The organism is Ancylobacter aquaticus, from assembly GCF_004339465.1.
Taxonomy (GTDB): Bacteria; Pseudomonadota; Alphaproteobacteria; order Rhizobiales; family Xanthobacteraceae; genus Ancylobacter; species Ancylobacter aquaticus.
The window spans coordinates 359,787-383,522 of the sequence record NZ_SMFY01000003.1 but is presented as its reverse complement, the minus strand read 5'-3'; the positions used below and the strand labels follow the sequence as shown (position 1 = coordinate 383,522).

Annotated in this window: 25 protein-coding genes; 15 read left to right on the top strand and 10 right to left on the bottom strand. The window is 67.9% G+C overall.

Going from position 1 to position 23,736, the window contains the following annotated elements:
• Positions 1–89: 89 nt before the first annotated feature.
• The 5 genes from EV667_RS17760 to EV667_RS17740 all read right to left on the bottom strand — a co-directional run bounded on the left by EV667_RS17760 (position 90) and on the right by EV667_RS17740 (position 5,818).
• Positions 90–1,439 (bottom strand): S41 family peptidase, encoded by a 1,350-nt coding sequence (locus EV667_RS17760; RefSeq protein ID WP_131836671.1) that lies wholly within the window; start codon positions 1,437–1,439, stop codon positions 90–92.
• Positions 1,436–2,716 carry a murein hydrolase activator EnvC family protein gene (locus EV667_RS17755; protein WP_245516230.1) on the bottom strand — a complete coding sequence of 427 codons (1,281 nt, stop codon included), beginning with the start codon at positions 2,714–2,716 and terminating at the stop codon, positions 1,436–1,438. Before EV667_RS17755 ends, EV667_RS17760 begins: the two co-directional genes overlap by 4 nt.
• A gap of 130 nt (positions 2,717–2,846) precedes the next feature.
• Positions 2,847–3,329 (bottom strand): 23S rRNA (pseudouridine(1915)-N(3))-methyltransferase RlmH, encoded by a 483-nt coding sequence (gene rlmH / locus EV667_RS17750; RefSeq protein WP_131836670.1) that lies wholly within the window; start codon positions 3,327–3,329, stop codon positions 2,847–2,849.
• Positions 3,330–3,336: 7 nt separating this feature from the next.
• A complete protein-coding gene (gene rsfS / locus EV667_RS17745; RefSeq protein ID WP_131836669.1) occupies positions 3,337–3,750 on the bottom strand; it encodes a ribosome silencing factor in 414 nt (137 codons plus the stop codon).
• A 139-nt stretch (positions 3,751–3,889) separates the two neighbouring features.
• Entirely contained in the window at positions 3,890–5,818 is a 1,929-nt protein-coding gene (locus tag EV667_RS17740; RefSeq protein WP_131836668.1) for a COG3904 family protein, read from the bottom strand.
• 386 nt (positions 5,819–6,204) lie between these two features.
• On the opposite strand from EV667_RS17740, the gene EV667_RS17735 reads away from it, so the two are divergent.
• Entirely contained in the window at positions 6,205–6,609 is a 405-nt protein-coding gene (locus EV667_RS17735) for a hypothetical protein (RefSeq protein WP_131836667.1), read from the top strand.
• 72 nt (positions 6,610–6,681) lie between these two features.
• Positions 6,682–7,821 (top strand): BMP family ABC transporter substrate-binding protein, encoded by a 1,140-nt coding sequence (locus EV667_RS17730; RefSeq protein ID WP_131836666.1) that lies wholly within the window; start codon positions 6,682–6,684, stop codon positions 7,819–7,821.
• Here EV667_RS17730 and EV667_RS17725 read toward each other — a convergent pair.
• Positions 7,785–8,783, bottom strand: a complete 999-nt coding sequence (locus EV667_RS17725) for a LysR family transcriptional regulator (protein WP_131836665.1) — start codon at positions 8,781–8,783, stop codon at positions 7,785–7,787. The two genes, EV667_RS17730 and EV667_RS17725, sit on opposite strands and share 37 nt — an antisense overlap.
• 221 nt (positions 8,784–9,004) lie before the next feature.
• On the opposite strand from EV667_RS17725, the gene EV667_RS17720 reads away from it, so the two are divergent.
• Positions 9,005–9,556, top strand: coding sequence for a L,D-transpeptidase (locus EV667_RS17720; protein WP_342636727.1), 552 nt, complete (start codon positions 9,005–9,007; stop codon positions 9,554–9,556).
• Between the two features lie 48 nt (positions 9,557–9,604).
• Here the strand turns inward: EV667_RS17720 and EV667_RS17715 are convergent, their stop codons facing one another.
• Positions 9,605–10,213 carry a nicotinate-nucleotide adenylyltransferase gene (locus EV667_RS17715; RefSeq protein ID WP_131836839.1) on the bottom strand — a complete coding sequence of 203 codons (609 nt, stop codon included), beginning with the start codon at positions 10,211–10,213 and terminating at the stop codon, positions 9,605–9,607.
• A 156-nt stretch (positions 10,214–10,369) separates the two neighbouring features.
• Positions 10,370–11,728 (bottom strand): glutamate-5-semialdehyde dehydrogenase, encoded by a 1,359-nt coding sequence (locus tag EV667_RS17710; protein ID WP_131836663.1) that lies wholly within the window; start codon positions 11,726–11,728, stop codon positions 10,370–10,372.
• A gap of 203 nt (positions 11,729–11,931) precedes the next feature.
• Here EV667_RS17710 and EV667_RS17705 point away from each other — a divergent pair, with 203 nt between their 5' ends.
• From EV667_RS17705 to EV667_RS17655, 11 genes are all read left to right on the top strand, one after another.
• Positions 11,932–12,765 (top strand): YihY/virulence factor BrkB family protein, encoded by an 834-nt coding sequence (locus EV667_RS17705; protein WP_131836662.1) that lies wholly within the window; start codon positions 11,932–11,934, stop codon positions 12,763–12,765.
• Positions 12,766–12,910: 145 nt separating this feature from the next.
• Positions 12,911–13,369 (top strand): baeRF12 domain-containing protein, encoded by a 459-nt coding sequence (locus tag EV667_RS17700; protein WP_131836661.1) that lies wholly within the window; start codon positions 12,911–12,913, stop codon positions 13,367–13,369.
• 95 nt (positions 13,370–13,464) lie between these two features.
• Entirely contained in the window at positions 13,465–14,436 is a 972-nt protein-coding gene (locus EV667_RS17695) for a hypothetical protein (RefSeq protein ID WP_131836660.1), read from the top strand.
• Between the two features lie 108 nt (positions 14,437–14,544).
• A complete protein-coding gene (locus tag EV667_RS17690) occupies positions 14,545–15,021 on the top strand; it encodes a TspO/MBR family protein (protein WP_131836659.1) in 477 nt (158 codons plus the stop codon).
• Between the two features lie 44 nt (positions 15,022–15,065).
• Positions 15,066–15,269 (top strand): twin transmembrane helix small protein, encoded by a 204-nt coding sequence (locus EV667_RS17685; protein ID WP_131836658.1) that lies wholly within the window; start codon positions 15,066–15,068, stop codon positions 15,267–15,269.
• A gap of 10 nt (positions 15,270–15,279) precedes the next feature.
• On the top strand, positions 15,280–15,900 hold the full coding sequence (locus EV667_RS17680) for a cob(I)yrinic acid a,c-diamide adenosyltransferase (protein ID WP_131836657.1): 621 nt from the start codon (positions 15,280–15,282) through the stop codon (positions 15,898–15,900).
• Positions 15,897–16,562 carry a glutathione S-transferase family protein gene (locus EV667_RS17675; protein ID WP_165901642.1) on the top strand — a complete coding sequence of 222 codons (666 nt, stop codon included), beginning with the start codon at positions 15,897–15,899 and terminating at the stop codon, positions 16,560–16,562. Before EV667_RS17680 ends, EV667_RS17675 begins: the two co-directional genes overlap by 4 nt.
• Positions 16,563–16,649: 87 nt before the next feature.
• Positions 16,650–17,369, top strand: coding sequence for a rhomboid family intramembrane serine protease (locus tag EV667_RS17670; RefSeq protein ID WP_131836655.1), 720 nt, complete (start codon positions 16,650–16,652; stop codon positions 17,367–17,369).
• A gap of 222 nt (positions 17,370–17,591) precedes the next feature.
• Entirely contained in the window at positions 17,592–18,341 is a 750-nt protein-coding gene (locus EV667_RS17665) for an electron transfer flavoprotein subunit beta/FixA family protein (protein ID WP_131836654.1), read from the top strand.
• Between the two features lie 2 nt (positions 18,342–18,343).
• A complete protein-coding gene (locus tag EV667_RS17660; protein ID WP_131836653.1) occupies positions 18,344–19,300 on the top strand; it encodes an electron transfer flavoprotein subunit alpha/FixB family protein in 957 nt (318 codons plus the stop codon).
• A gap of 47 nt (positions 19,301–19,347) precedes the next feature.
• On the top strand, positions 19,348–20,229 hold the full coding sequence (locus EV667_RS17655; RefSeq protein ID WP_131836652.1) for a 3-hydroxybutyryl-CoA dehydrogenase: 882 nt from the start codon (positions 19,348–19,350) through the stop codon (positions 20,227–20,229).
• A 145-nt stretch (positions 20,230–20,374) separates the two neighbouring features.
• On the opposite strand, the gene EV667_RS17650 is transcribed toward EV667_RS17655, so the two are convergent.
• Together EV667_RS17650 and tlpA are read right to left on the bottom strand one after the other, a co-directional pair.
• Positions 20,375–21,337 (bottom strand): DMT family transporter, encoded by a 963-nt coding sequence (locus EV667_RS17650; RefSeq protein ID WP_131836651.1) that lies wholly within the window; start codon positions 21,335–21,337, stop codon positions 20,375–20,377.
• 193 nt (positions 21,338–21,530) lie between these two features.
• Entirely contained in the window at positions 21,531–22,310 is a 780-nt protein-coding gene (gene tlpA, locus EV667_RS17645; RefSeq protein ID WP_207907793.1) for a thiol:disulfide interchange protein TlpA, read from the bottom strand.
• 27 nt (positions 22,311–22,337) lie between these two features.
• On the opposite strand from tlpA, the gene argH reads away from it, so the two are divergent.
• On the top strand, positions 22,338–23,726 hold the full coding sequence (gene argH, locus EV667_RS17640; protein WP_131836650.1) for an argininosuccinate lyase: 1,389 nt from the start codon (positions 22,338–22,340) through the stop codon (positions 23,724–23,726).
• Positions 23,727–23,736 lie beyond the last annotated feature (10 nt).

Below are 23,736 nucleotides of genomic sequence, written 5' to 3'. Positions count from 1 at the left end.
ACGCCCCCGGCCAGCAGCCGGGGAGCGCGATCGGTAACGCGCAATCAGTTGCGCGCCATCATCAATGGCGCGCGATCCGCGCGGCGCCGTCAGTTCGGCACGGCCGCCTTCGGGTCGGCGGGGTAGGCGGCATTCTTCTGCACGCCCTCGATCAGGTCGATCGCCAGCTTGAGCTGGGTGTCGTCCTTCGGCTCCGGCGGCACATAGGCCGGCGAGCCGGTCTGCTCGTCCTCGCCGTTCTTCAGATGGCCCTTGAGCGAGGCCTCGCCCCGCGTCGTCTCGACGCCAGCCGCCTCGGCCTTTTCCTTCACGTCCTGCGGCACGTCCTGGACCAGCTCGATATCGGGCTGGATGCCCTTGGCCTGGATCGAGCGACCCGACGGCGTGTAGTAGCGCGCCGTGGTCAGCTTGATCGCGGCATTGCCGGAAACGGGAATCACCGTCTGCACCGAGCCCTTGCCGAAGGAGAGCGAGCCCAGCACCGTGGCCCGCTTGTGGTCCTGCAGCGCACCGGCGACGATTTCCGAAGCCGAGGCCGAACCGCCATTGACCAGCACGATGATCGGCTTGCCCTTGGCGAGGTCGCCCGCCCGGGCGTTGCGCCGCTCGGTCTGCTCGGGGTCGCGGCCGCGGGTGGAGACGATCTCGCCACGGTCGAGGAACGTGTCCGACACGTCGATCGCCTGGTCGAGCAGCCCGCCCGGGTTGTTGCGCAGGTCGATGATGAAGCCCTTGAGCTTGTCCTCGCCGATCTGCTTCGTCAGGTCGGCCACCGCCTTCTTCAGGCCCTCGCCGGTCTGCTCGCTGAACGAGGTGATGCGGATATAGCCGATATCGTCATTCTCGACGCGCGAGCGCACCGACTTGATGTTGATGATGTCGCGGGTGATCGACAGTTCGATCGGCTTGTCCGCGCCCTTGCGGACGATGGTCAGCTTGATCGGCGTGTTGACGGCACCGCGCATCTTGTCGACGGCCTGGTTCAGGGTCATGCCCTTCACCTCTTCGCCGTCCAGCTTGGCGATCAGGTCGCCCGCCTGCACGCCGGCCTTGGCGGCCGGGGTCTCGTCGATCGGGGCGACCACCTTGACCAACCCCTCCTCCATCGTCACCTCGATGCCGAGCCCGCCGAACTGGCCGCGGGTCTGCACCTGCATGTCGCGGAAATCCTTCGCGTCCATGTAGGTGGAGTGCGGGTCGAGCGAAGTCAGCATGCCGTTGATGGCCGCCTCGACCAGTTTCGCGTCTTCCGGCTTCTCGACGTAATCGGCGCGCACGCGCTCGAACACATCGCCGAAAAGGTTCAGCTGGCGATACGTATCCGAGGCCGCCGCCATCGCCTGGGTCGGCTGAAGCAGCAACCGCGGCTGAGTGGCACCGACCGCGATCAAGGCGCCGGCCGCCGCACCGAAGAGAAATACAGACGTCCTACGCATCATCCGCGTACCTTCTCGCTTTCGCTCGTCGCCCACCATGGCGTTGGATCGATCGAGTTACCATCCTTGCGGAACTCGACGTAAAGAATGGGTTGGGCGGTTCCAAGGCCGGCCGACGATACGAGCTGGGGACCACGCCCCATCACTCCCACCGGCTCGCCGGACAGCACGAACTGACCCAATTCCACCGTGATCTTATCCATTCCGGCGAGCAGGATATGATAGCCGCCGCCAGCATTGATAATTAACAGTTGTCCATACGAGCGGAAAGGCCCGGCATAGACCACCCAGCCATCGCTGGGGGACGCCACCTGGGCCTCGATGCGGGTGCCCATGGACATGCCCTTTTCCTGCCCGCCATAGCCGTCCTCCGCGCCGAAAGGCTTGAGCACCGCGCCGCCGACCGGCAGCTTCAGCAGGCCCTTGGCCCCCTCGAAAGGCACGCCGGGGCTGAGCCGGCCGGGGTTCTGAAGCGCCGCCAGCCGGTCGGCCTGGCCGCTCCCGGCGCCTTGCTGCGCCTCGATTTGCGCCGCATCCTGCGCCGCCTTGCGGGTGGCGGAAACCTCGGTCTCCATGCGCTCCATCAGTTCGCGCACATTGCCCGCCTCGGCGGCCAGCGCGGCGGCCCGGGTCTTCTCCTCGGTCAGCGCCGCCTCGCCCTGCTGGAGCGAGTTCTTTTTCTCCTCGATCAGGGCAGCGGTGCGGGCGCGCTCGTCGGCAAGCGAGCGTTTCAATTCTGCGAGAGCGTCGCGTTCGCGGGCGCTGTCCTGGCGCACCCGCTCCTGCGCGGCGAGTTCGCTGGCGAGCAGATCGGTCTCCGCCTTCAGTTCCGGCAGCACCGCGCCGAGCATCATCGCGGAGCGGATCGACTGCAGCGCGTCGTCCGGGCGCACCATCAGCGCCGGTGGCGGGCGTCGGCCCAGCCGCACCAGCCCGCCCAGCACCTCGGCCAGCACGGCGCGGCGGGCGTCGAGCGATTCCCGGATATCGGCCGCCTCGCGGTTGAGCAGCAGCAGGCGTTGCTCGCTGACGTCGAGCTTGGCCTCGGTCTCGCGCACCCGGATGGCGGTGTCGAGCAATGCCTCGTTGAGCTTGGCGCGGTCGCCTTCCAGCGCCGCCATTTCGGCGGCGAGGCGCTTTTGGGCGGCGGTGGAATCCTTCAGCTCGGCGTCGAGGCGCTCGATGCGCTGCTTCTGCTCCTGCGTCGCCTCGGGCGCGGCCGGCGCGGCGTCCTGCGCCAGCACCGGCGCCGCCGACAGCCCCGCGAGCAGCGCCAGCACGGCCAGCCGCGCGCATGCCTCCGCCCGGCGAGAGGGCCGGCGGCGAGGGGGCGAAGCGGTGCGGTGTGCGGGCATCGGCACAGGGAGGGGCCGGCATGGTTAAGGTGAGGTTAGCGCGCCGCCATCCGCCTCAGGCCTTGTGGTAGGGATGGCCTGCGAGAATGGTGGTCGCGCGGTAGATCTGCTCGGCCATCATGACGCGAACCAGCTGGTGGGGAAAGGTGGCGCGGCCGAAGGCGATAAGCCGGTCGGCCCGCCCCCGCACCGGCTCGCTCAAGCCATCCGCCCCGCCGATGACGAAAGTGAGGTTCCGCGCGCCACGGTCGCGCAAGGCGGCGAGATCGGCCGCGATCTGCTCGGAAGTCATCTCAAGCCCGCGCGGGTCCAGCGCCATCACCGCCCCGGCCTCGGGCAGCGCGGCGATGAGGGCCGCGCCCTCGTCGGCCATGCGGTCCTCGGGGCGGCGGGCGGCGCTTTCCGCGATCTCGGTCACATCGGGGCCGGAGAGGCCGAGCGAGCGGCCGCCCTTGCCGGCGCGGTCGAGATAGCGCGCGCACAATTCCCTCTCGGGCCCGGCCTTTAGCCGGCCGACGGCGAGAACAAGCAGGCGCAAGGCGCGCTCAGCCGCGCGTCAGGTTTGCCGGCCCGCCGGGAACGGCGGCCGACCACATCTTCTCGATGTTGTAGAACCCGCGCACTTCCGGCTGGAAGATGTGGACGATGACATCGCTCGCATCGATCAGCACCCAGTCGCAGGCCGGAAAGCCCTCGACCCGCACGCCCTTGACGCCATGTGCCTTGAGCGCCTCGACGAGGTGCTCGGCAATGGCGCCGACATGACGCTGGGCGCGGCCGGAGGCAACGACCATGTAATCGGCGATGGTCGTCTTGCCGCGCAGTTCGATGGAGACGACGTCCTCGGCCTGGTCATCATCGAGACGGGCGAGAACGAGGGCAAGAATCTCCTCGGCGTCTAAGCGCGCGTCGGAGACAGGTGCAGTCGCCGGGCTGGTGTCGGCCGCTGCAAGCGCCATGATGGACAGGGGACCTGTTCCTCTCGTCGGGGTACGTCAATGCGCACGGGCAGCCCTTCCGCCGCGTGCAAGCCCCCTTAGGATAATGCGGATGGGCGCGATCTTCAACTGGGGGGCGTGGAAAGGGCCGTTGACCTGATCAGTCCACGCTCATCCGCGCGCGCAGAATGGCGGCGGCCTCGGCCTGGGGAGCCTTCAGAATCGACTGATAGAGCCGGATCGCCGCAACGCAGTAGCGTGATATGTCGGAACGCTTCGGATCACGCTCGTTCAGGAGCGCGATCTGCGCAGGCGTCAAAGCGGGGCGCATGCTATCGGTGGCGCGGGCAAGCATCTGCGCCACCGCCGCCCCGTCGTCCGCCGGGCGGTCGCTCGCCGACTCGACCACACGCTGCCCCAATTCCCTATATTTCATGAGAACATCGGACGGGAACGAGAACTGAATCCGGTAGACAGCTCCGCCCTTTGCAGCCAACCTCGCGCAGTTGGTGGCGTTTTTCTCGTGCAGCAGGATAAGCTGATCGACAAGCAGTCGACCCAGATCGACGACCACCTGGTCGCTTGCCGATCGTATATTTCTAACGATCGTTATGTACTCGTAATAACCAATCGTCTCAATCGCATCTTGATTGGTCTCACCCTTTACGTAACCGTCGTAGACGGCCTCGATTAACTTATCAAACTCTTCCGGGTCCGTCGCCTCTAGGTGAGCAACGAGAGGGCGTCCATTCACGACGAGCGCAGCAAAGCCGGCTTTTGTTGCGCGCGCCCCGAGTCCCGACACCGCGAATTGCGATCCGTCGGACACATGGGTGACGACCCCCGCAGCCTGCAGTTCCTCGAGTTCCGGCATCCACAATTCGTCATTCGGCGTGGCTATTGCCTTTTGAACAAAGGTCGAATCGTAACCGGACCGCACCATGACGTCTGCCTGCGTTTTATTCGCAGCCCGCAAGTCGACGCCTGAAAATCCGGGAAAGGCCGGCCCGTGGAACCCCATCTTTGCTTCCGGTGCGATCCAGCGCTCGACCCCTCCCGCAAAGGCGATGGTGCAGGCCGAAGCACACAGGCTGGACACATAGGTCTTGAGGCCGGCTTCGCGGATGACCTTGTTGAGCCGCAGACCTTCCCCAAGCCGGCCACCGATGCTGTTCAGGTGGATGGTCTCTATGCGTGGTGATGCCTTCAAGAGCGTCAGCAGTTCGTCGGTCAGGCCGTATTTGAATCCGCCCGTGATCTCTACCTCGACGCCATCGCGCATGATCCGCAGTCCATAGTCGGGAACGCTTGGATCACCTTCAAACGCCGTTCGGTATGTTTCCTTGATCTGCGGAATCGCGCTTTTCGCAAAGACGACAAGAAACGAGAATGTCCCGAGGACGATGGTGAGCTTGGCGATGCCGGCCCAGATCGGCCTTTTGCCGATCACCACTCGCTTAACGATGTTCCGATTGGCTGAGCGCCATACCCCGACATATTGCCACGTCGTGAGCATCACCCCGGAGAACCAGACAAACGCCACGGCCCCGAATATATAAGTCGGTCGATACAAACTATCGAGCGTAACAAAGACATTTGTTGCGACCGATATGACAAACACAGGTATCGCCATCAGGAATCCGACAACCCAGTACGATACGCCGAGGGAGTAGTAACCCCTCCAATGGTTGGAAAGCACATTCCAACTTTTGGTTGGCCTCGTTGCAATGGGCTGCGCCCTGGCCGACGTGGGAGTGCTGTCGTCGACAGTTTGAACGATCGGCGGACCGGCCTCTACGGCTTGCCCCGGCTCGACTGGCTCCGACAACTTTGCCTGCTTACGGCCACGCCAGAGAGTGTTGAGCGAAAACAATATGAGACAAAGGATCTGCGGCAGCGCGTAAAGAGCGATACCATCCTCAAATCCGCCATCGTATACCGATGATCTTACCAATAAGACTAAAATACACGAAATTAGAACTGCAATATATTTCTGCATGAACACGCGAAGACAGAGCAGCACGGCCCATGTAAGAAACAGTGAGGCGAACAAAGAGCTCGCCGTAGAAACCACGAAAACAGCCGTCATCGGAACATACCCCACCCGCAGCGTCAGGATGCCATGTGGGCCAGCCAAATGCCACCGGACGACGCCGCGGGTCGATTTGCAACCGGCGCTGCGATGAGCCGCCTTCCGCGGCCTCCCCGGTTGGCTGGCGACAGCCGCTTGCTGTCGAGGCCCTCACCTCCGATCCCTAATCGCGTCCACGACAGCCGCGACTTCAGACTTTCAGGGCATCCTGGCCGATGCCCGCCCGCGCCCCGCGCGGTGGTGGGTAGCCATAGCGGCGTCGCGCCCTGCCCGGTTCACACTTACCCTCCCCGACCCCTTTCTAGCTCTGGCCTCCCGCAGCAAGTTGGCGCAAAGATCGGGCGGTACGTTGCGCCGATGGCCGGCCGAGAGGATCGCCCCCGATGAATCGTCTCGCCCTGCCGGGAATGGCGGCGGCCCTCGCCGCGCTGCTCGCGCTGTCCGGCCCGGGCTCTGCGCAGACCGCGCCGCCCGCGTTTGGCCCCGACGCCCTCATCATCCAGGCGGGCAGCATGGCCGAGCTCACCGCGAAATGGTGCCCGGCGAACCCGGAGGTGGAGCACGTCGTGGTGCTTCCCGCCGCGCTGTTCGTCGACAGCGAGCAACTGATCTGCGACGGCAACCCCTACAAGCTCTACCGGCTGATCGAGCACGACGACCCCGACGACTTCGAGTATTTCCTCGATCCGCCCTTCACCAACCATGTCCGGCTCGGCTGCGATGGAAAAGCCGGCCGCACCATGAAGACCGTGGCGCTGAACTGCCGGCCGCTGCACCCCAATCCCTGATGCCCAATCCCTGATACCCAATACCTGACACTCGAAACCATAGTCCCGGCGCCCTCCCCGCGGATGTGCCCCATGCCCGGCCCCTCGCCCACCCGCCGCCAGATCGTCAAGGGCCTCACGCTGGCGGCGACGGGCCTTGCGCCCGCTTTGTGGCCGGGCGCTGCACGGGCGGAGAGCTTCACCGTGGGGCTCGTCGCCATCGGCCCCTGGGACGACTGGGGCTGGAACCAGTCCTTCGCCGCCGCCGGGGCGGCGCTGGAGGCGGCCGGCGTCACGGTGGTTGAGGCCGGCTATCTCCCCGAAAGCACCGACTACGACAGCGGCCGCTACGATGCTGAGACCCGCGCCTATGCGCAGGCGCTGGACGGGCTGGTGGCGGACGGTGCCCGGCTGGTGCTCTCCACCTCGTTCGGCCATGACCCGTTTCTGTGGGCGGCGGCGCTGCGGCACCCGTCGGTGCTGTTCCGGCAGACTTCCGCGCTGGAAGACGACGCAACGCCGGCCAATGTCGGCAGCCAGAACGCGCTCATCAATCAGGGGCATTATGTCAACGGCGTCGCCGCCGGCCTGTGCACGCGCACGAACATGCTCGGCTTCGTCGCCGGCCTGCCCGTCGCGCCCGTGCTGCTCAACATCAATTCCTTTCTGCTGGGCGCCCGCGCCAGCAACCCGCAGGCGAGCGTGCGGGTGCTGTTCACCGGCGGCTGGGAGGACGAAGTGCATGACGCGGCGACGACCAATGCTCTGGTAGATGCCGGCTGCGACGTCATCACCTGCCATCTCGACGCGCCGAAAGTGGCCATCGAGACGGCGGAGGCGCGCGGGGTGAAGACCTGCGGCCACGCCTTCAACCAGAACCCGCTGGCACCGAAGGGCTACATCACCGGCGCGGACTATCACTGGGCCGATCTGTTCGCCACCTTCGTCCAAGCCGTGCGGCGCGGCGAGGCGCTGCCGAAATTCACTGTTGGCGGCTATGACAAGGGCATGGTGCGCTCCAGCCCCTTCGGCGCCGGCGCAACGCCCGTGGCGAGAACGGCGGCGCGGGAGGCGATCGCCGCGATGACGCGCGGCCAACCCATCTTCGTCGGCCCGATCCGGGACAATAAGGGCAAGGAAAGAGTGCCGGCGGGCACGACCTATGGCCCCTATGCCAACGAATTGCAGCGCACGGACTATCTCATCGAGGGCGTCATCGGCTCGGCTAGCTGAGGCGCGACGTAGCTCTCGCTCACGACGTCGGCCACCGATGTCTCCGCCTCGTACCGGACATCAAGGCCCTCGATCGCGCGCAGCGCCGGCACGGCGAAATCGGTGAAGGCGCGCACCACCGGGCGCATGAACCGGACGGAGGGATAGGCGAGGAACGCCTCCGTCGGCTTGACCTCGTAAGCGGGCAAGATGCGAATGAGGCGGCCATCCGCCAGTTCGTCGGCAACCAGCAGCCGCTGCACCGGGCCGGCGGCATGGCCGGAGACCAGCGTGGAGGCGATGACTTCGGCACTGTTGGTGCGCAGCACCGGGTTGACCGGCACCTCCATCGTGTCGCCATTGCTGTGGCGCAGCGAGAGCAGGTCGCGCGGCGCCGGCAGCCGCGCCCCGACGATGACGCCGGCCTGCGAGAGCTGGTCGAGATCCTCGACAGGGCCGCAGCGCGCGATATAGGCCGGCGCGGCCACCAGAATGCGCTCGATCCAGCCGAGATGGCGGATGATGAGGTTCTGGCCGGAAGGGCGGCCATAGCGCAGCGCCAGGTCGAAATTCTCGTAGATCAGGTCGATGTCGCGGTTCTCCAGGATCAGGTCCACCGCCACCGCCGGGTGCTGGCGCTGGAACGCCATCACGATGCCATGGACATGCTTGGCGCCGATGCAGGTGGGGGCATGAAGGCGCAGATGGCCCTCGATCGCGCCCATGTCGCGGCGGACGCCTTCCAGCGCCGCGTCGATGGTGATCAGCGCCTCGTGGCTGCCCTCATAGAGCGCCTGCCCATGCGCGGTGGGCCGCACGACGCGGGACGAGCGCTCCAGCAGCCGGGCACCGACATGGCGTTCGAGATTGCGCACATGCTTAGTCACGGCGGGTTGCGAGATGCCGAGATCCCGCGCGGCGGCGGTGACGGAGCCGCGCTCGACGGTGCGAATGAAAGCGCGCAGGGCGACGGCGAGGTCCATTCCATATCCAACGGCTATGATGCTCATTCCACCATAACCAATAGACGTGGTGCTCGCCAGCTGTCTTCATCCGCGCCGTTTCGGGCAGGATGGGAAGACGGATGAGAATCACGAGACGGGTGGCCCTGGCGGGGCTGCCATTCGCACTGGCGGCGTGCACAAGGGCGGATCGGCCCCGGCCGGAAAGCGCCGCATCGACGTTCGGCTCACCCTTTCTGTCGATGTACGCGCCCGTCGACACCGAGCCGTTTCCGATTCCGGCGATCGAGCCGGATCAGGTCGCGCCGGAATTCCTGCGCCGCGAGGTGAGCTATCCCACCCGCGAACAGCCGGGCACCATCGTCGTCGACCCCGCCGCCCGCTATGCCTATCTCGTCCTGGAGGGCGGGCGGGCGCTGCGCTACGGCATAGGTGTCGGCAAGGAGGAAGGCTTCAACTTCCGTGGCGAGGCGATCATCGCGCGCAAGGCGGAATGGCCGGGCTGGCGGCCCACCCCCGACATGATCAGGCGCGAGCCGGAACGGTACGGCCCGCTGCGCGAGGGGCTTCCCGGCGGCAGCGGCAACCCGCTGGGCCCACGCGCGCTCTATCTCTACCGCGACGGCCGCGACACCTATTACCGGCTTCACGGCACGGTGGAACCCTGGACCATCGGAACCATGGTCTCGTCGGGCTGCGTCCGGCTGCTCAACCAGGACATCATCGACCTCTATCGGCGCGTTCCTGTCGGAACCCGCGTCGTGGTGCTGCCGGCGGGCGGCGCTTCGGCGTGAGACGATTCGGGAAAGGTCGAGGCGGGGCGCAGCACCGCCCTCCCGCGCTCACCCCTCGCCCGCCTCCCGGATTCGCGTCGACGACACCGGCGATTTGAGCCCGTGCAGGAACACCCAGGCCGGGGGGCGCATCAGCGGGAGCGCCCCGGCCTCGCGCTCCGGCAGCCGCCAGCGGGCGAGCGCGGTGGCGGCGGGGCTGGCCATGGCGGGGAAGGTGCAGCCGGGGCGGTCGATAATGGCCATCGGCACGAGCCCGGCAATGGCGCGCCAGTGCTGCCAGCGGTGGAACGAGGCGAGGTTGTCCGCCCCCATCAGCCAGACGAAATGCACAGAGGGATAGCGCCGCACCAGCGCGGCCACCGTGTCGTGGCTGAAGCGGGTGCCAAGCCCCGCCTCCAGCCCGGTCGGCAGCAGCGCGGGATGGGCGGCGACGGCGCGAGCCTGTTGCAGCCGCCGGTCCAGCGGGGGTAGCGCGCGATTGTCCTTCAGCGGGTTGCCGGGCGTCACCAGCCACCACACGCGGTCGAGCCGCAGCTTTTTCAGCGCCAGCAGGCTGGCGGCGCGGTGTGCCTCATGCGCCGGGTTGAAGCTGCCTCCATAGAGCCCGATCCGCATGCCGGGCGCCAGCGGCGGCATGCGGGTGAAGGGCGGCGGCATCGCCGCCTCGCCCCTCTCCGCCTCGGAGAGGTTGGCGCGGAACCCGCCGGGTGGGGGTAAACGGCGATCCGTCATCCCGGCCCCAACGCCCCCTCACCCCGGCCCTCGCCCCGTCGGGGAGAGGGAGCAAAAGCGCGGCAGCTCAAAGAGGGCATGTCACGGCCGGATCTGGCCGGTGCCGCGCACGCGGTATTTGAACGAGGTCAGCTGTTCGGCGCCCACCGGCCCGCGTGCGTGCATGCGGCCCGTGGCGATGCCGATCTCGCCGCCGAAGCCGAATTCGCCGCCATCGGCGAACTGGGTCGAGGCGTTGTGCACCACGATGGCGGAATCGACCTCGTTGAGGAACCGCTCGGCCACGTCCGCATCCTCGGTGAGGATGGCGTCGGTGTGGTGCGAGCCATGGGACTCGATATGGTCGATGGCCGCGCCCACACCGTCCACCAGCTTCACCGAGATGACGGCATCGAGATATTCGGTGCGCCAGTCCTCGTCGGTGGCCGGCGTCACCCGCGCATCGGCGGCCTGTGTGTCGGCGTCGCCGCGCACGGCGCAGCCCTCATCGAGCAGCATGGCGACGAGCGGGGCCAGCAGGCGGCTGGCATCGGCGCGGTCAACCAGCAGCGTCTCCGCCGCCCCGCACACGCTGGTGCGCCGCAGCTTGGCGTTCTTCACGATGGCGAGTGCCTTGCCAAGGTCGGCGCCCTTGTCGACATAGATGTGCACCAGCCCTTCCAGATGCGCGAAGACAGGCACCCGCGCCTCCGCCTGCACCCGGGCGACGAGGCTTTTTCCCCCGCGCGGCACGATCACGTCGACAGTGCCGCCGAGCCCGGCGAGCAGTTCGCCCACCGCCGCGCGGTCGCGGGTCGGCACTAACTGGATAGCGTCGGGCGGCAGGCCCGCGCTGGCGAGCCCCTCCACCATGGCGGCATGGATCGCGCGCGAGGAATTGAAGCTGTCGGAGCCGCCGCGCAGGATCACCGCATTGCCCGCCTTGAGGCACAGGGCGCCGGCATCGGCGGTTACGTTGGGCCGGCTCTCATAGATCACGCCGATCACGCCGAGCGGCGTGCGTACGCGCTCCAGCCGCAGCCCGTTGGGTCGTTCCCAGCTTTCCGTCACCTTGCCGACGGGATCGGCCAGTTCGGCGATCTCCTCCACCGCGCGGGCGGTGCCCTCCAGCCGCGCGGCATTGAGGGTCAGGCGGTCGAGCATGGACGGGCTGATGCCGGCGGCCTGCGCAGCCGCCACGTCCTGCGCGTTGGCGGCGAGGATGGCTGCGGCGTGGGCGCGGATCGCGCGCGCAGCTTCCATCAGCCCGGCGGCCTTGGTCGCGGCCGGGGCGAGCGCCAGCACGCGGGCGGCGGCGCGGGCACGCGTGCCGATCGCGGCCATCAGCGCCGCCACATCCTCTGCCACTTCCGCCTGCTCACGCGGCGCCGGGGCACCGAGGCGGGTCTCGGTGGCGGAAGCGTCGCGCAGGGCGGAGGAGGCGGTCATGGCGTCACCCATCAAGTTGGTCGGGGGTGGTGAAAGCGGGCGCCCTGTCTAGCACAGGCGGGCATCCGGGCACCAAAGCGAAATGGTAAGTGCCGCGCTCTTTACCATATTGCGCCGGCGGGATTCGCATTTGCGACTTGCCATTTGCCCCCAAGCATCCGATGTCACGGCGACAATCCCGCCGCCGAGCCGCATCCGCGAGGAGACCGCCGCTCTTGTTTCGCGCCTTCGACATTGCCTGGGACGCCTTCTGGCGCTTCGTCGAGGATGATGGCTGGGCGATTGCCAGCCACATCGCGCTTTCCGCGCTCATGTCGCTGTTCCCGTTCCTCATCTTCGTCACCGCCCTCGCCGCGTTCTTCGATTTCAAGAACCTTGCGGATGAGACGGTACAGCTGATGCTGGAGGCCTGGCCGGCGCAGGTGGCCGACCCCATCGGCCGCGAAATCCGCAACGTGCTCACCCAGGTCCGCACCGACGTGCTGACCATCGGTGTGGTGCTGGCGATCTATTTCTCCTCGAACGGCATCGAAAGCCTGCGCATCGGCCTCAACCGCGCCTATGGCATGCGCGAGGCGCGCTCCTGGTACTGGCTGCGCCTCGAATCCATCGGCTATGTCGTCGTCGGCGCCGCCGGCCTGCTGGCGCTGTCCTTCCTCGTCGTGCTGGGCCCGGTGCTGTGGCTCGCCGCCGTGCGCTACGTGCCGGCGCTGGAGCCGTTCGGCTGGGTCATCACCTTCCTGCGCTACGCCGCGACCTCGGTCATCCTGATCGTGGCGCTGGTGGTGGCGCATATGTGGCTGCCGGCCGGCCGACGTACCATGGCCGAGGTCGCGCCGGGCATCTTGGTGACGCTCGGCCTATGGCTGGCCGCCGGCGCCGCCTTCGGCCGCTACCTCTCCGAATTCGCCGGCAATTATGTCACCACCTATGCGGGCCTCGCGTCGGTGATGATCGCGCTGGTCTTTCTCTACACCACCGCCTCGATCTTCGTGTATGGCGGCGAACTCAACGCCTCGATCCGCCGCGCCCGGGAAGGGCGCTTCTGAGCGCGATTCCTTCGCATCGCACGCCGATCGGCACGTGCTCCCGGCGGAACCTCCCCCTCTCCCGCGGCTTGACCTTGGTCAAGGCGCCCGGGCGCGTTTCGGGCGCCTATTGGCGCAGTGGGTTCGAGACGGCAAGGAGGCTCGCATGAGCACCAGCTACGACAAGATGAAGATCGAGGAAGGCGCGTGGGTCGTCGTGTGCGACGGGCGCAAGGCACTGATCCTGTGCAACAAGGGAGACGCCCTTTTCCCCAATCTCCGTTCCCATGAGGTGCATGAGCAGGACAACCCGCCGACCCGCGAGCAGGGCACCGACCAGCCGGGCCGGGTGCATCAGTCGGTGGGCTCGGCGCGCTCCTCGGTGGAGCCGACCGACTGGCAGGAAGAGGGCGAGCGCGCCTTCATGCGCCAGCTTGCCGCCCGCCTCGATGCCGCCGTGACGGCCGGCGAGGTCAAGTCGATGGTCATCGTCGCCGCCCCGCGCGCGCTTGGCGCGCTGCGCCCGCATCTGTCCAAGGGCGTGCAGGACATCGTCGCCGCCGAAGTTGACCGCGACATGGTCAAGCTGCCGATCCACGAGATCGAGAAGCATCTGGCGGCCTGAGCGGGCCCCGATTTCCCTTGAGGTAAAAGCGGACTACCCTGCCCCGCCGCCGGCACCCCCGGCGGCGGGGTTTTGCCGGACGCCGGGGGGCGGGCATGTGGGATTTCTCGATTGCGACCACGCTCTCGCTGGTGCTGCGCACCTGGCCGTTCGTGCTGCTGCGCCTCGTCGTCTATGCCGCCATCGCCTCCGGCTTCGTGCTCGGCACCGGACTGGGCGCGGGCACGGGCTTCACAATCGGCCTCGCCTTCGCCGGCGACGGGCCGCTCACGGGGGCACTGATCGGCGCGGTCGCCGGCCTCTGCCTCGTCTGCGGCGTGCTGTGGTGGGTGCGGCAATATCTCGTCTATCTCGTAAAGGCCGGCCATGTCGCCGCGATGGATGCGCTGCTGCAGGGCCGCGCACTGCCGGGCGGGCGGGCGCAGATCGCCTATGCGCTCGCCACGGTGCGGGCGCGCTTTCTTGAGGTGAACCTGCTCTTCGCCCTCGACCTGCTCATTCGCGGCGTGGTGCGGGCCCTTGTCGGCCTGCTCAACCTGCTCACCGGCTGGATACCCGGCTTCCGCTCGCTGAACGCCTTCGTCAATGGAGTGCTGAAGGTGGCGCTCGGCCTCGTCGACGAGATCATCCTCGCCTACATCATCCGCCATGGCGAAGCGTCCCCCGCCGCGGCGGCACGCGACGGGCTTGTGCTCTACGCCCAGAATGCCGGCCCCATGCTCCGCAACGCCATCTGGATCGCGCTGTTTGAATATGCGGCGGCGGCGGTCCTCTTCCTGTTCCTGCTCGGCCCGGCGATCGGCCTCGCCTATGCGCTGCCGGGCGGGCTCACCGGCTTCGGCGTCGTCTTCGCCCTCGTTGCCGCCTGGGCGCTGAAGGCGGCGCTGATAGAGCCACTGTCGATCGCCGCGCTGTTGCAGGCCTATGACATCGCCATCGCCGGCCAGCGCCCGGACCCGGAATGGACCGCCCGGCTGGACGGCGCCTCTGCCGCCTTCCGCAATCTGGCCGACCGGGCGCCGCGCCCGCACCCGGGCCCCACCCACGCCGCCGGCCAGCCCGGGTGAACCGATGGCCGTTCCGCGCGTATTGCCGAACACGGACCGCGCGCCTGTCCGCGCGTGCCGCCTGCCTGACACCGATTTGACGCCGGCCACGAGCCTGGAAGGTGCCCCATGAAGACCCTGTCCTTCTTCCGCCTCGTCCTCGCCGTCGGCCTCTGCCTCGCCGTCGGCGCGGTCGGATCGCTCGTCACCGCGCCGCAGATTCCCACTTGGTATGCCGGGCTCGCCAAACCCTCCTGGACCCCGCCCGATTCGGCGTTCCCCATCGCCTGGACGATTCTCTACGTGCTGATGGCGGTGGCGCTCTGGCGGCTGTGGCAATTGCACGCGCCTGCCCCGGCGCGCCGGCTGGCCATCGGCCTGTGGCTGGCGCAGCTGGCGCTCAACGCCCTGTGGTCGCCGCTGTTCTTCGGGCTGGAGGCGCCGGGCGCGGCCCTCATCGTGGTGATGGCGCTTTGGCTCGCCATTGCGGCCACGATCTGGGCCTGCACGCGCATCGACCGCATCGCCGCGTGGTTGCTGGTTCCCTATCTGGCGTGGGTGTCCTATGCCACCGCCCTGAACGCTGCCATTGTCGTCCTGAATTGAGAATTCGCCCATCCAGCGTTCCCAGGGCGCTGCCGGAGACCCCGATGGACCTCGTCACCATCGCCAAATTCATCGTCCTGCCCATCGCCCTCGGCTCGGTGGCGCTGGTGCTGGTGCTCGGCCTTGCCAACATGGCACGCGGCGGCCCGCCCGAGCGCTCGCAGAAGCTGATGCAGTGGCGCGTTCTGCTGCAGGCCGTGGCGCTGTGCTTCGTGCTGCTCACCATCATCCTGATGAATCAGGGCTGAGAGGGTTTCCATGGTCGTGCTGAACCGCATCTACACCCGCACCGGCGACGACGGCACCACGGCGCTCGGCACCGGCGAGCGGCGGCCGAAATATGATCTGCGCGTGGCCGCCTATGGCACGGTGGACGAGACCAACGCGACGATCGGCGTCGCCCGGCTGCACACGCGCGCCGAGCCGGCGCTGGCGGACATGGAGGCGATACTGGCGCGCATCCAGAACGACCTGTTCGATCTCGGCGCCGACCTCGCCACGCCGGAAACCGGCGAGGATCTCGGCTACATCCCGCTGCGCATCGTCGCCTCGCAGGTCGACCGGCTGGAGCGCGACATCGACACGCTCAATTCAAGCCTCAAGCCGCTGCGCTCCTTCGTGCTGCCGGCCGGCACCCCGGCGGCGGCGCATCTGCACGTCGCCCGCACCGTCTGCCGCCGCGCCGAGCGGATGACGGTCGAGCTTTCCACGACGCTGGGCGAATTCGTCACCGCGGAAGCGGTGAAATATCTCAACCGGCTCTCCGACCTGCTCTTCGTCATGAGCCGCGTCGCCAATGCCCGCGCGGCGGCCGAGGGCGAGTCCGGCGGGGAGAACACCGGCGACGTGCTCTGGGTGCCGGCGGCGGGGCGGGAGTGACCGCCCCGGACGACGCGCCGGCCGCGCGGCCCCGTGTCTTCGGCACGCCGGACAGCGTCTATGTCCGCATCGTCCGCCTGACGCTGATCGAGAAGGGCGTCGACCACGAATTGGTGCCGGTCGATCCTTTCGCGCCGGAGGGCCTGCCGCCCGGTTATCGCGAGCGCCACCCCTTCGGCCGGATTCCGGCGTTCGAGCATGACGGCTTCCGTCTCTATGAGACCGGCGCCATCACCCGCTATGTCAATGAGGCCTTAGCGGGCCCTCCTCTCTTGCCCGACGACGCGAGGGCACGGGCGCGCGCCAACCAGATCATCAGCATCGCCGATTCCTACGCCTATCGGGCGCTGGTCTGGGGCGTCTATGTCGAGCGGGTGGAGAAACCCGCGCACGGCGAGCCGAGCGACGAGGCCCGCCTCGTCGGCGCGCTTGACGAGGCCCGGCTGTGTCTGGCCGCCATCGAGGCCCTCATGGCCGGGGCGCCGTTCCTTGCCGGCCCCCAGCTCAGCCTTGCCGATCTCCATCTCGCGCCGATGATCGACTATGTCAGGCAGGCGCCGGAAGGCGCCGCGTTGCTGGCAGCGCATCCCGGGCTCGCCGCGTGGTGGGCCCACATGGCGGCCCGGCCGTCGCTGCAACAGCTCGGTCTCGCCGCGCGTTAAGCGCCGGCGCGGTGGCGTTTTCGTCCGCGAAGCGGCAATGTGGCGCCGCGTCGCGCGCCGCATCGCTTCCGAGATTCGCTGTTCCCCATGCTCATCCCCTTCAACGACGACAACCCGCTGGAGGGGATCACCCATGCCTATGTCACCTGGGCGCTGATCGCGGTGAACGTGCTGGTGTTCCTGCTGGTGCAGCATGGCTACCGCGCCGAGATCGACATTCCTTCCGCCTTCGGCTTCGGCGCCATTCCCGCCGTGGTCACGCATGCGGCCGTGCTGCCGGATGAATATGTCCGCCTGCCGGCCGAGCTGACGCTGGTTACCTACATGTTCCTGCATGGCGGCTGGCTGCATCTGGCCGGCAACATGGCCTTCCTCTGGGTGTTCGGCGACAATGTAGAGGACGCGCTCGGCCATGCCCGCTTCCTGCTGTTTTATGTGCTGTGCGGTGTCGCCGGGGGCCTTGCCCATGCGCTTGCCGTGCCCGATTCGGCCTCGCCGCTGGTCGGCGCCTCGGCGGGAATTTCCGGGCTGGTCGGCGCCTATCTCATGCTGCACCCCAATGTGCGGATCTGGGTGCTGATGTTTTTGCGCGTGCCGCTGCGGGTGCCTGCCATCCTGCCGCTCGGCGCATGGATCGGCGTCCAGCTTTGGAGCCTGTTCATGTCCGGCGACGAGGAAACCGCGTGGTGGGCCCATATCGTCGGGCTTCTGGCCGGCGCTGTGCTCATCGTGTTCCTGCGGCGGCCGGGCGTGCCGCTGTGGGTGATGACCCGCGACGGCACGCCGGACGGGCGCCCGCCCGTGTGATCGCCGGTGTGATCGGGCGTCGTGCACGCCGTGGTGAGCGTTGACAGTGCCGGGGCCGGACCATAGTTTGCCGGCGATTTTCGCAGGCCGCTCCCGCCCTCCACGCTCCGCCCTCAAGCGCCCCTCTCCGGCTTCTTGCGCGGCCCTGCGCAGCGGCGCCGCCTGCCTCAACGCGGCTGCCAGAGGCAAGGTCTCGCACCTTGCCCGAGGGGGAGACAGGTGATGAAGATCCTCGTGCCCGTGAAGCGGGTGGTCGACTACAACGTCAAGATCCGGGTCAAGGCCGACGGCTCCGGAGTCGAATTGGCCAATATCAAGATGTCGATGAACCCGTTCGACGAGATCGCCGTCGAGGAAGCGTTGCGCCTGCGCGAGGCCGGCGTCGCCAGCGAGGTCATCGCCGTCTCCATTGGCCCGGTGAAGACCGACGAGACCATCCGCACCGCGCTCGCCATGGGCGCCGATCGCGGCATCTGGGTGAAGACCGACGAGGCCGGCATCGAGCCGCTCACCGTCGCCAAGCTGCTCAAGGCCATCATCGCCGCCGAGGGTCCTTCCCTCGTCATCCTCGGCAAGCAGGCCATCGACGACGATTGCAACCAGACCGGCCAGATGCTCGCCGCCCTGCTCGGCTGGCCGCAGGCGACCTTCGCCTCGAAGGTGGTGGTCGGCGAGGGCACGGTGGACGTGACCCGCGAGATCGACGGCGGCCTGCAGACGCTGCGTCTGGCGCTGCCGGCGGTGCTGACCACCGATCTGCGCCTCAACGAGCCGCGCTATGCCTCGCTGCCCAACATCATGAAGGCGAAGAAGAAGCCGATCGAGGAAAAGACCGCCGCCGCGCTCGGCGTCGACCTCGCGCCCCGGCTGGAAATCCTCTCCACCTCCGAGCCCTCGGGCCGCACCGGCGGCATCAAGGTGGCCTCGGCGGCCGAGCTGGTCGCTCACCTCAAGACGGCGGGAGTGCTCTGACGATGGCCGACACCCTTCCCACCCTGCTGCTTGCCGAACATGACGATGTGAGCCTCAACCCTGTCACCGCGAGGGCGCTCACCGCCGCGCTCGCCCTCGGCGCCCCGGTGCATGTGCTGGTCGCGGGAGAAAACGCCCGCGCGGCGGCCGAAGCCGCCGCGAAGCTCGACGGCGTCGCGGAAGTCCTGCTCGCCGACAGTCCCGCCCTCGCCCACCGCCTTGCCGAGCCGGTGGCAGCCCTCGCCGTCGCGCTGGCATCGGGCTATGGCGCGCTCGTCGCCCCGTCCACCGCCACCGGCAAGAGCGTGATGCCACGCATCGCCGCCCTCCTCGACGCGATGCAGGTGTCCGACGTCATCGCCGTCGTCGCTCCGGATATTTTCGACCGGCCGATCTATGCCGGCAACGCCATCCAGCGGGTGCGCGCCACCGACGCCACCCGCGTGCTCACCATCCGCACGGCCTCCTTCGCCGCCGCCGGCGAGGGCAACGCGGCACCGATCCGCGCCCTCGACGCTGCCGCGCCTACAAGCGGCGCCAGCTTCGTCAGCGAGGAGATCGCCGCCAGCGCCCGCCCGGACCTTTCCGCCGCCCGCATCATCGTCTCCGGCGGAAGGGCGCTCGGTTCGGCGGAAAACTTCCACGCCATTGTCGAGCCGCTCGCCGACGCGCTGGGCGCGGCGGTGGGTGCCTCGCGCGCCGCGGTCGATGCCGGCTACGCCCCGAACGACTGGCAGGTCGGCCAGACCGGCAAGGTGGTGGCGCCGGACCTTTATGTCGCGCTCGGCATTTCCGGCGCCATCCAGCACCTTGCCGGCATGAAGGATTCGAAGGTCATCGTCGCGATCAACAAGGACGAGGACGCGCCAATCTTCCAGGTTGCGGATTACGGGCTGGTCGGCGACCTGTTCGAGATCGTGCCGGCGCTTCAGGCCGAAATAGCTAAGGCAAAAGCCTGACGGGACACTATACTGCCGCCCTCCGCAGGGGCAGAACGGACGTGGCAATGGCTTTCGAGATCAAGCGCATCGGCATCATCGGTGCCGGCCAGATGGGCAACGGGATCGCGCATGTGTGCGCGCTCGCCGGCTATGACGTGGTGCTGAACGACCTCGAAGCCGACCGCATCAAATCCGGCCTTGCCACCATCAACGGCAACATGTCGCGGCAGGTCTCCAAGGGGCTCTACGCCGAGGACGAGAAGAAGGCCGCGCTCTCCCGCATCCACGGCACTGACCAGCCTTCCGACCTCTCCGATGTCGACCTCCTCATCGAGGCGGCGGTGGAGAAGGAAGAGATCAAGCGCCGCATCTTCAACTCCATCTGCCCGTTCCTGAAGCCGGAGGCGATCCTCGCCACCAACACCTCGTCCATCTCCATCACCCGCCTCGCCGCCTCCACCGACCGGCCGGAGCGCTTCATCGGCATTCACTTCATGAATCCGGTGCCACTGATGCAGCTGGTGGAACTGGTGCGCGGCATCGCCACCGAGGACGAGACCTTCGAGCTGTCCAAGGGTTTCATCACAAGGCTGGGCAAGACCTATGCGGTGGCGGAGGATTTCCCCGCCTTCATGGTCAACCGCATCCTGCTGCCGATGATCAACGAGGCGATCTACACGCTCTATGAGGGCGTCGGCTCGGTGGACTCCATCGATACCGCCATGCGCCTGGGCGCCAACCACCCGATGGGGCCGCTCCAGCTTGCGGATTTCATCGGACTTGATACCTGCCTCTCCATCATGCAGGTGCTGCATGAGGGGTTGGCCGATTCCAAGTACCGCCCCTGCCCGCTGCTGGTGAAATATGTCGAAGCCGGCTGGTTAGGGCGCAAGACCCAGCGCGGCTTCTACGATTACCGCGGCGAAAAGCCGGTGCCGACGCGGTAGAGGCGGGGCACGCCGGCACGCTGAGAAGGTCGTTCCCGTCATCCTGAGGTGCCCGTTACCGCCGGGCCTCGAAGGACGCAGAAGGGTGCCCTTACACCTCATGGCCGGGCGTGACCGGCCATCCACGTCCTCCTCCGATCGCCCCCTACCCCATCTTCCCCCTCACCCACCGCGCCGGCCGCCCGTCAATCGCCGCCAGCCCCAGCGCGATGATGGCGAAGCCGGCGAATTCGCGCGGCTCCAGCGCCTCGCCCAGCACCAGCGCGCCGAGCAGGATGGCGCTCACCGGCACCAGGAACGTCACCAGCGAGATGTTGGTCGCGCCGTTGCGGCCGACAATGCGGAAATACAGGATATAGGCCAGCCCGGTGGAGAGCACGCCGAGCCCGAGCAGCGCACCGACCACCGGCAGCGAGGGCGCCGGCAGGTGCCAGGGCTGTTCGATCAGCGCCACCAGCGGCAGCAGCAGCAGGCTCGACGTCGCCAGCTGCGCCATGGCGATGCCGAGCGGCGGCAAATGGCGGAAGCGCCGGGAATAGACCGCGGCGAAGCCATAGGAAACGGTGGCGCCGATGGCAGCGAGCTGCGCCGGCAGTTCGTGCCCGCCGAGCTGGCCGAGCAGCGCCGGCCCCATCATGACGGCCACGCCGAGAAAACCCAGGCTCACCCCAACCAGCTTGCCGGCGGTGAACTTCTCGTCATGGGTGAAGGCCTGCGCCACCAGCACGGTGAACAGCGGCGTCGCCGCGTTGAGGATGGAGGACAGCCCACTCGGCAGATGCTGCTGCGACCAGGCGATGAGCCCGAACGGAATGATGTTGGCGATGACCGCCAGCACCATGAACTCGGCCGCCAGCCGCCGGTTCAGCGGCATGTGGACGCCGCGCGCCCGGGCGATGATCCAGAGCGCCAGGGCCCCGATGGCGACGCGCGTCAGCACCATGGTCAGCGGGGGAATCTCCGCGATCGCCACCTTGCCAAAGAAAAAGGACCCGCCCCAGATCACGCCCAGCAGCGCCAGCGCCGCCCAGTCGGACGGGGCCATGGGCAGCGGCCCGGCGAGCGCCGTGGCAAGCCCGGTGCGGTGGACGGGGCTCGACGCGGACATGGCACGCTCCTGCAGGATGGAGCGGCGTTCTAGTCCTTCCCGGGGCACCGCGCCACCCGATTCCGTCGAGCAGCGCCTTCGTCCACCTGGGGTGCCCGGCACCGCCGGGCCTCGAAGGACGCAGAACCTGCCCGCACGGGACGTGTGGAAGCGGTGGCGCGCGCCTGCGTGCTCCGAGGCCGGCCTTACGGACCTACGGCGTCGCCTTCGTCTCCGCCAGTGCGGCCTTCACCAGCGCCACCGCATCCGGGCTCGCCCATTCCGCCGGCCCGGCGATGTGCCCGAGCTCGCAACCCTGCGCGTCGATCAGCATGGTGGTGGGCAGGCCGAAGCCGCGCCCGACCACGCGCAGGTCCTGGAAGGCCTGCGCCTTCGGGTCGGTGTAGAGGGCGAGGTGCTTCAGCCCCGTCTCCTCGAAGAAGGTCTTCGGCTTGGCAGGGTCGCGGGTGTCGATATTGACCGTGATCACCTCGAAGCCCGGCGCATCGGCACCGCCCGCGCGCCCGAGCGTCGCCTGCAGTTCGTCCAGCGCCGGCATTTCCTTGCGGCAGGGCACGCACCAGGTGGCCCAGATGTTGACGAGCTTCAGCCCGTCGCCGCCGACCTGCGACAGCCGGGTCGGCTGGCCGTCTGGAGCGAGGAAGGCGAGGTCGGGAATCCGGGTCGGCTTTTCCGTCGGCGCGAAGGCGGCGAGTTCCCCGGTGGCCAGGGCGGCGAGGCGCTTGCCGGTCGCGCTGGCCGCACGGCACTGATCGTCCGCCGCACCGGCCTCATCGGCCGCGCCGACAGGCGCCGGCGCCGCCGGTCCGGTGGCAACGACGTTGCGCGGCCCGCCCCCTATCCCGTATACGCCTGCCAGCCCGGCGACGGCGCCCGCCACCACAGCGGCCGCCAGAAGCAGGGCGAAGCGGCCGGTGCGGCGCGGCGGAACCTCGCTTGCCGGTTCCCTCGCCGCCTCAGGTTGTTCGGTCATGGCCGTCCTCGCGGAGAAAAGTCTAACATGAGCAACAAGATGTGGGGTGGCCGCTTCGAGACCGGGCCCGATGCGATCATGGAGGAGATAAACGCCTCCATCGGTTTCGACCAGCGGCTGTTTGCGCAGGACATTGCGGGATCGAAGGCGCATGCCTCGATGCTGGCGGCGCAGGGGATCATCGACAAGGCTGATGCCGAAAAGATCGCTGCCGGTCTAGACACGATCCTGTCAGAGATCGAGTCCGGCGATTTCGTCTTCCAGCGCGCGTTGGAGGACATCCACATGAATGTGGAATCCCGCCTCGCCACCCTGCTCGGCCCGGCGGCCGGCCGCCTCCACACCGCCCGCTCCCGCAACGACCAGGTAGCGACCGATTTCCGGCTCTATGTGCGCGACACCATCGACACGCTCGACGCGCAGCTCCGCGATCTGCAGCAGGCGCTTGCCGAGAAGGCGCTGCTGCATTCCGGCACCGTGATGCCCGGTTTCACCCATCTGCAGACCGCCCAGCCCGTGACCTTCGGCCACCATCTGCTGGCCTATGTCGAGATGCTGGGGCGCGACCGCAGCCGCTTTCGCGATGCCCGCGCGCGGCTCAACGAGTGCCCGCTCGGCGCCGCCGCGCTGGCCGGCACCTCGTTCCCGATCGACCGCTTCGCCACCGCGCGCACGCTCGGCTTCGACCGGCCGACGGCGAATTCGCTCGATTCCGTCTCCGACCGCGATTTCGTGCTGGAGACGCTGGCGCACGCCTCGATCTGCGCCATGCACCTCTCACGCTTCGCCGAGGAGATCGTCATCTGGACCTCGCCGCTGGTGGGGCTGATGAAGCTATCCGACCGCTTCACCTCCGGCTCCTCGATCATGCCGCAGAAGCGCAACCCGGACGCCGCCGAGCTGGTGCGCGCCAAGATCGGGCGGATCGCCGGCGCGTTCTCAGGCCTGCTGATGGTGATGAAGGGTCTCGCTCTGGCCTATGCCAAGGACATGCAGGAGGACAAGGAAGGCACCTTCGATGCGCTCTCCACGCTCTCGCTGATGATCGCGGCCACCAGCGGCATGGTGCGCGACATGGTGCCGGACGAAAAACGCATGAAGGCGGCGGCCGGCTCGGGTTATTCCACCGCCACCGATCTCGCCGACTGGCTGGTGCGGGTGCTCGGCCTGCCTTTCCGCGAGGCGCATCACGTCACCGGCCGCATCGTCGGCCTCGCCTCGGCCAAGGACGTGCCGCTGCACAAGCTCAGCCTCGCCGAAATGCAGTCGGTGGAGCCGCGCATCACCCAGAAGGTGTTTGGCGTGCTCTCCGTCTCGAAATCAGTGGCCAGCCGCGTTTCCTATGGCGGCACCGCGCCGAAGAATGTCCGCGCGCAGGCCAAGCGCTGGATGAAGCTGCTGGCGAAGCCGGCGTAGCCACGCAGCT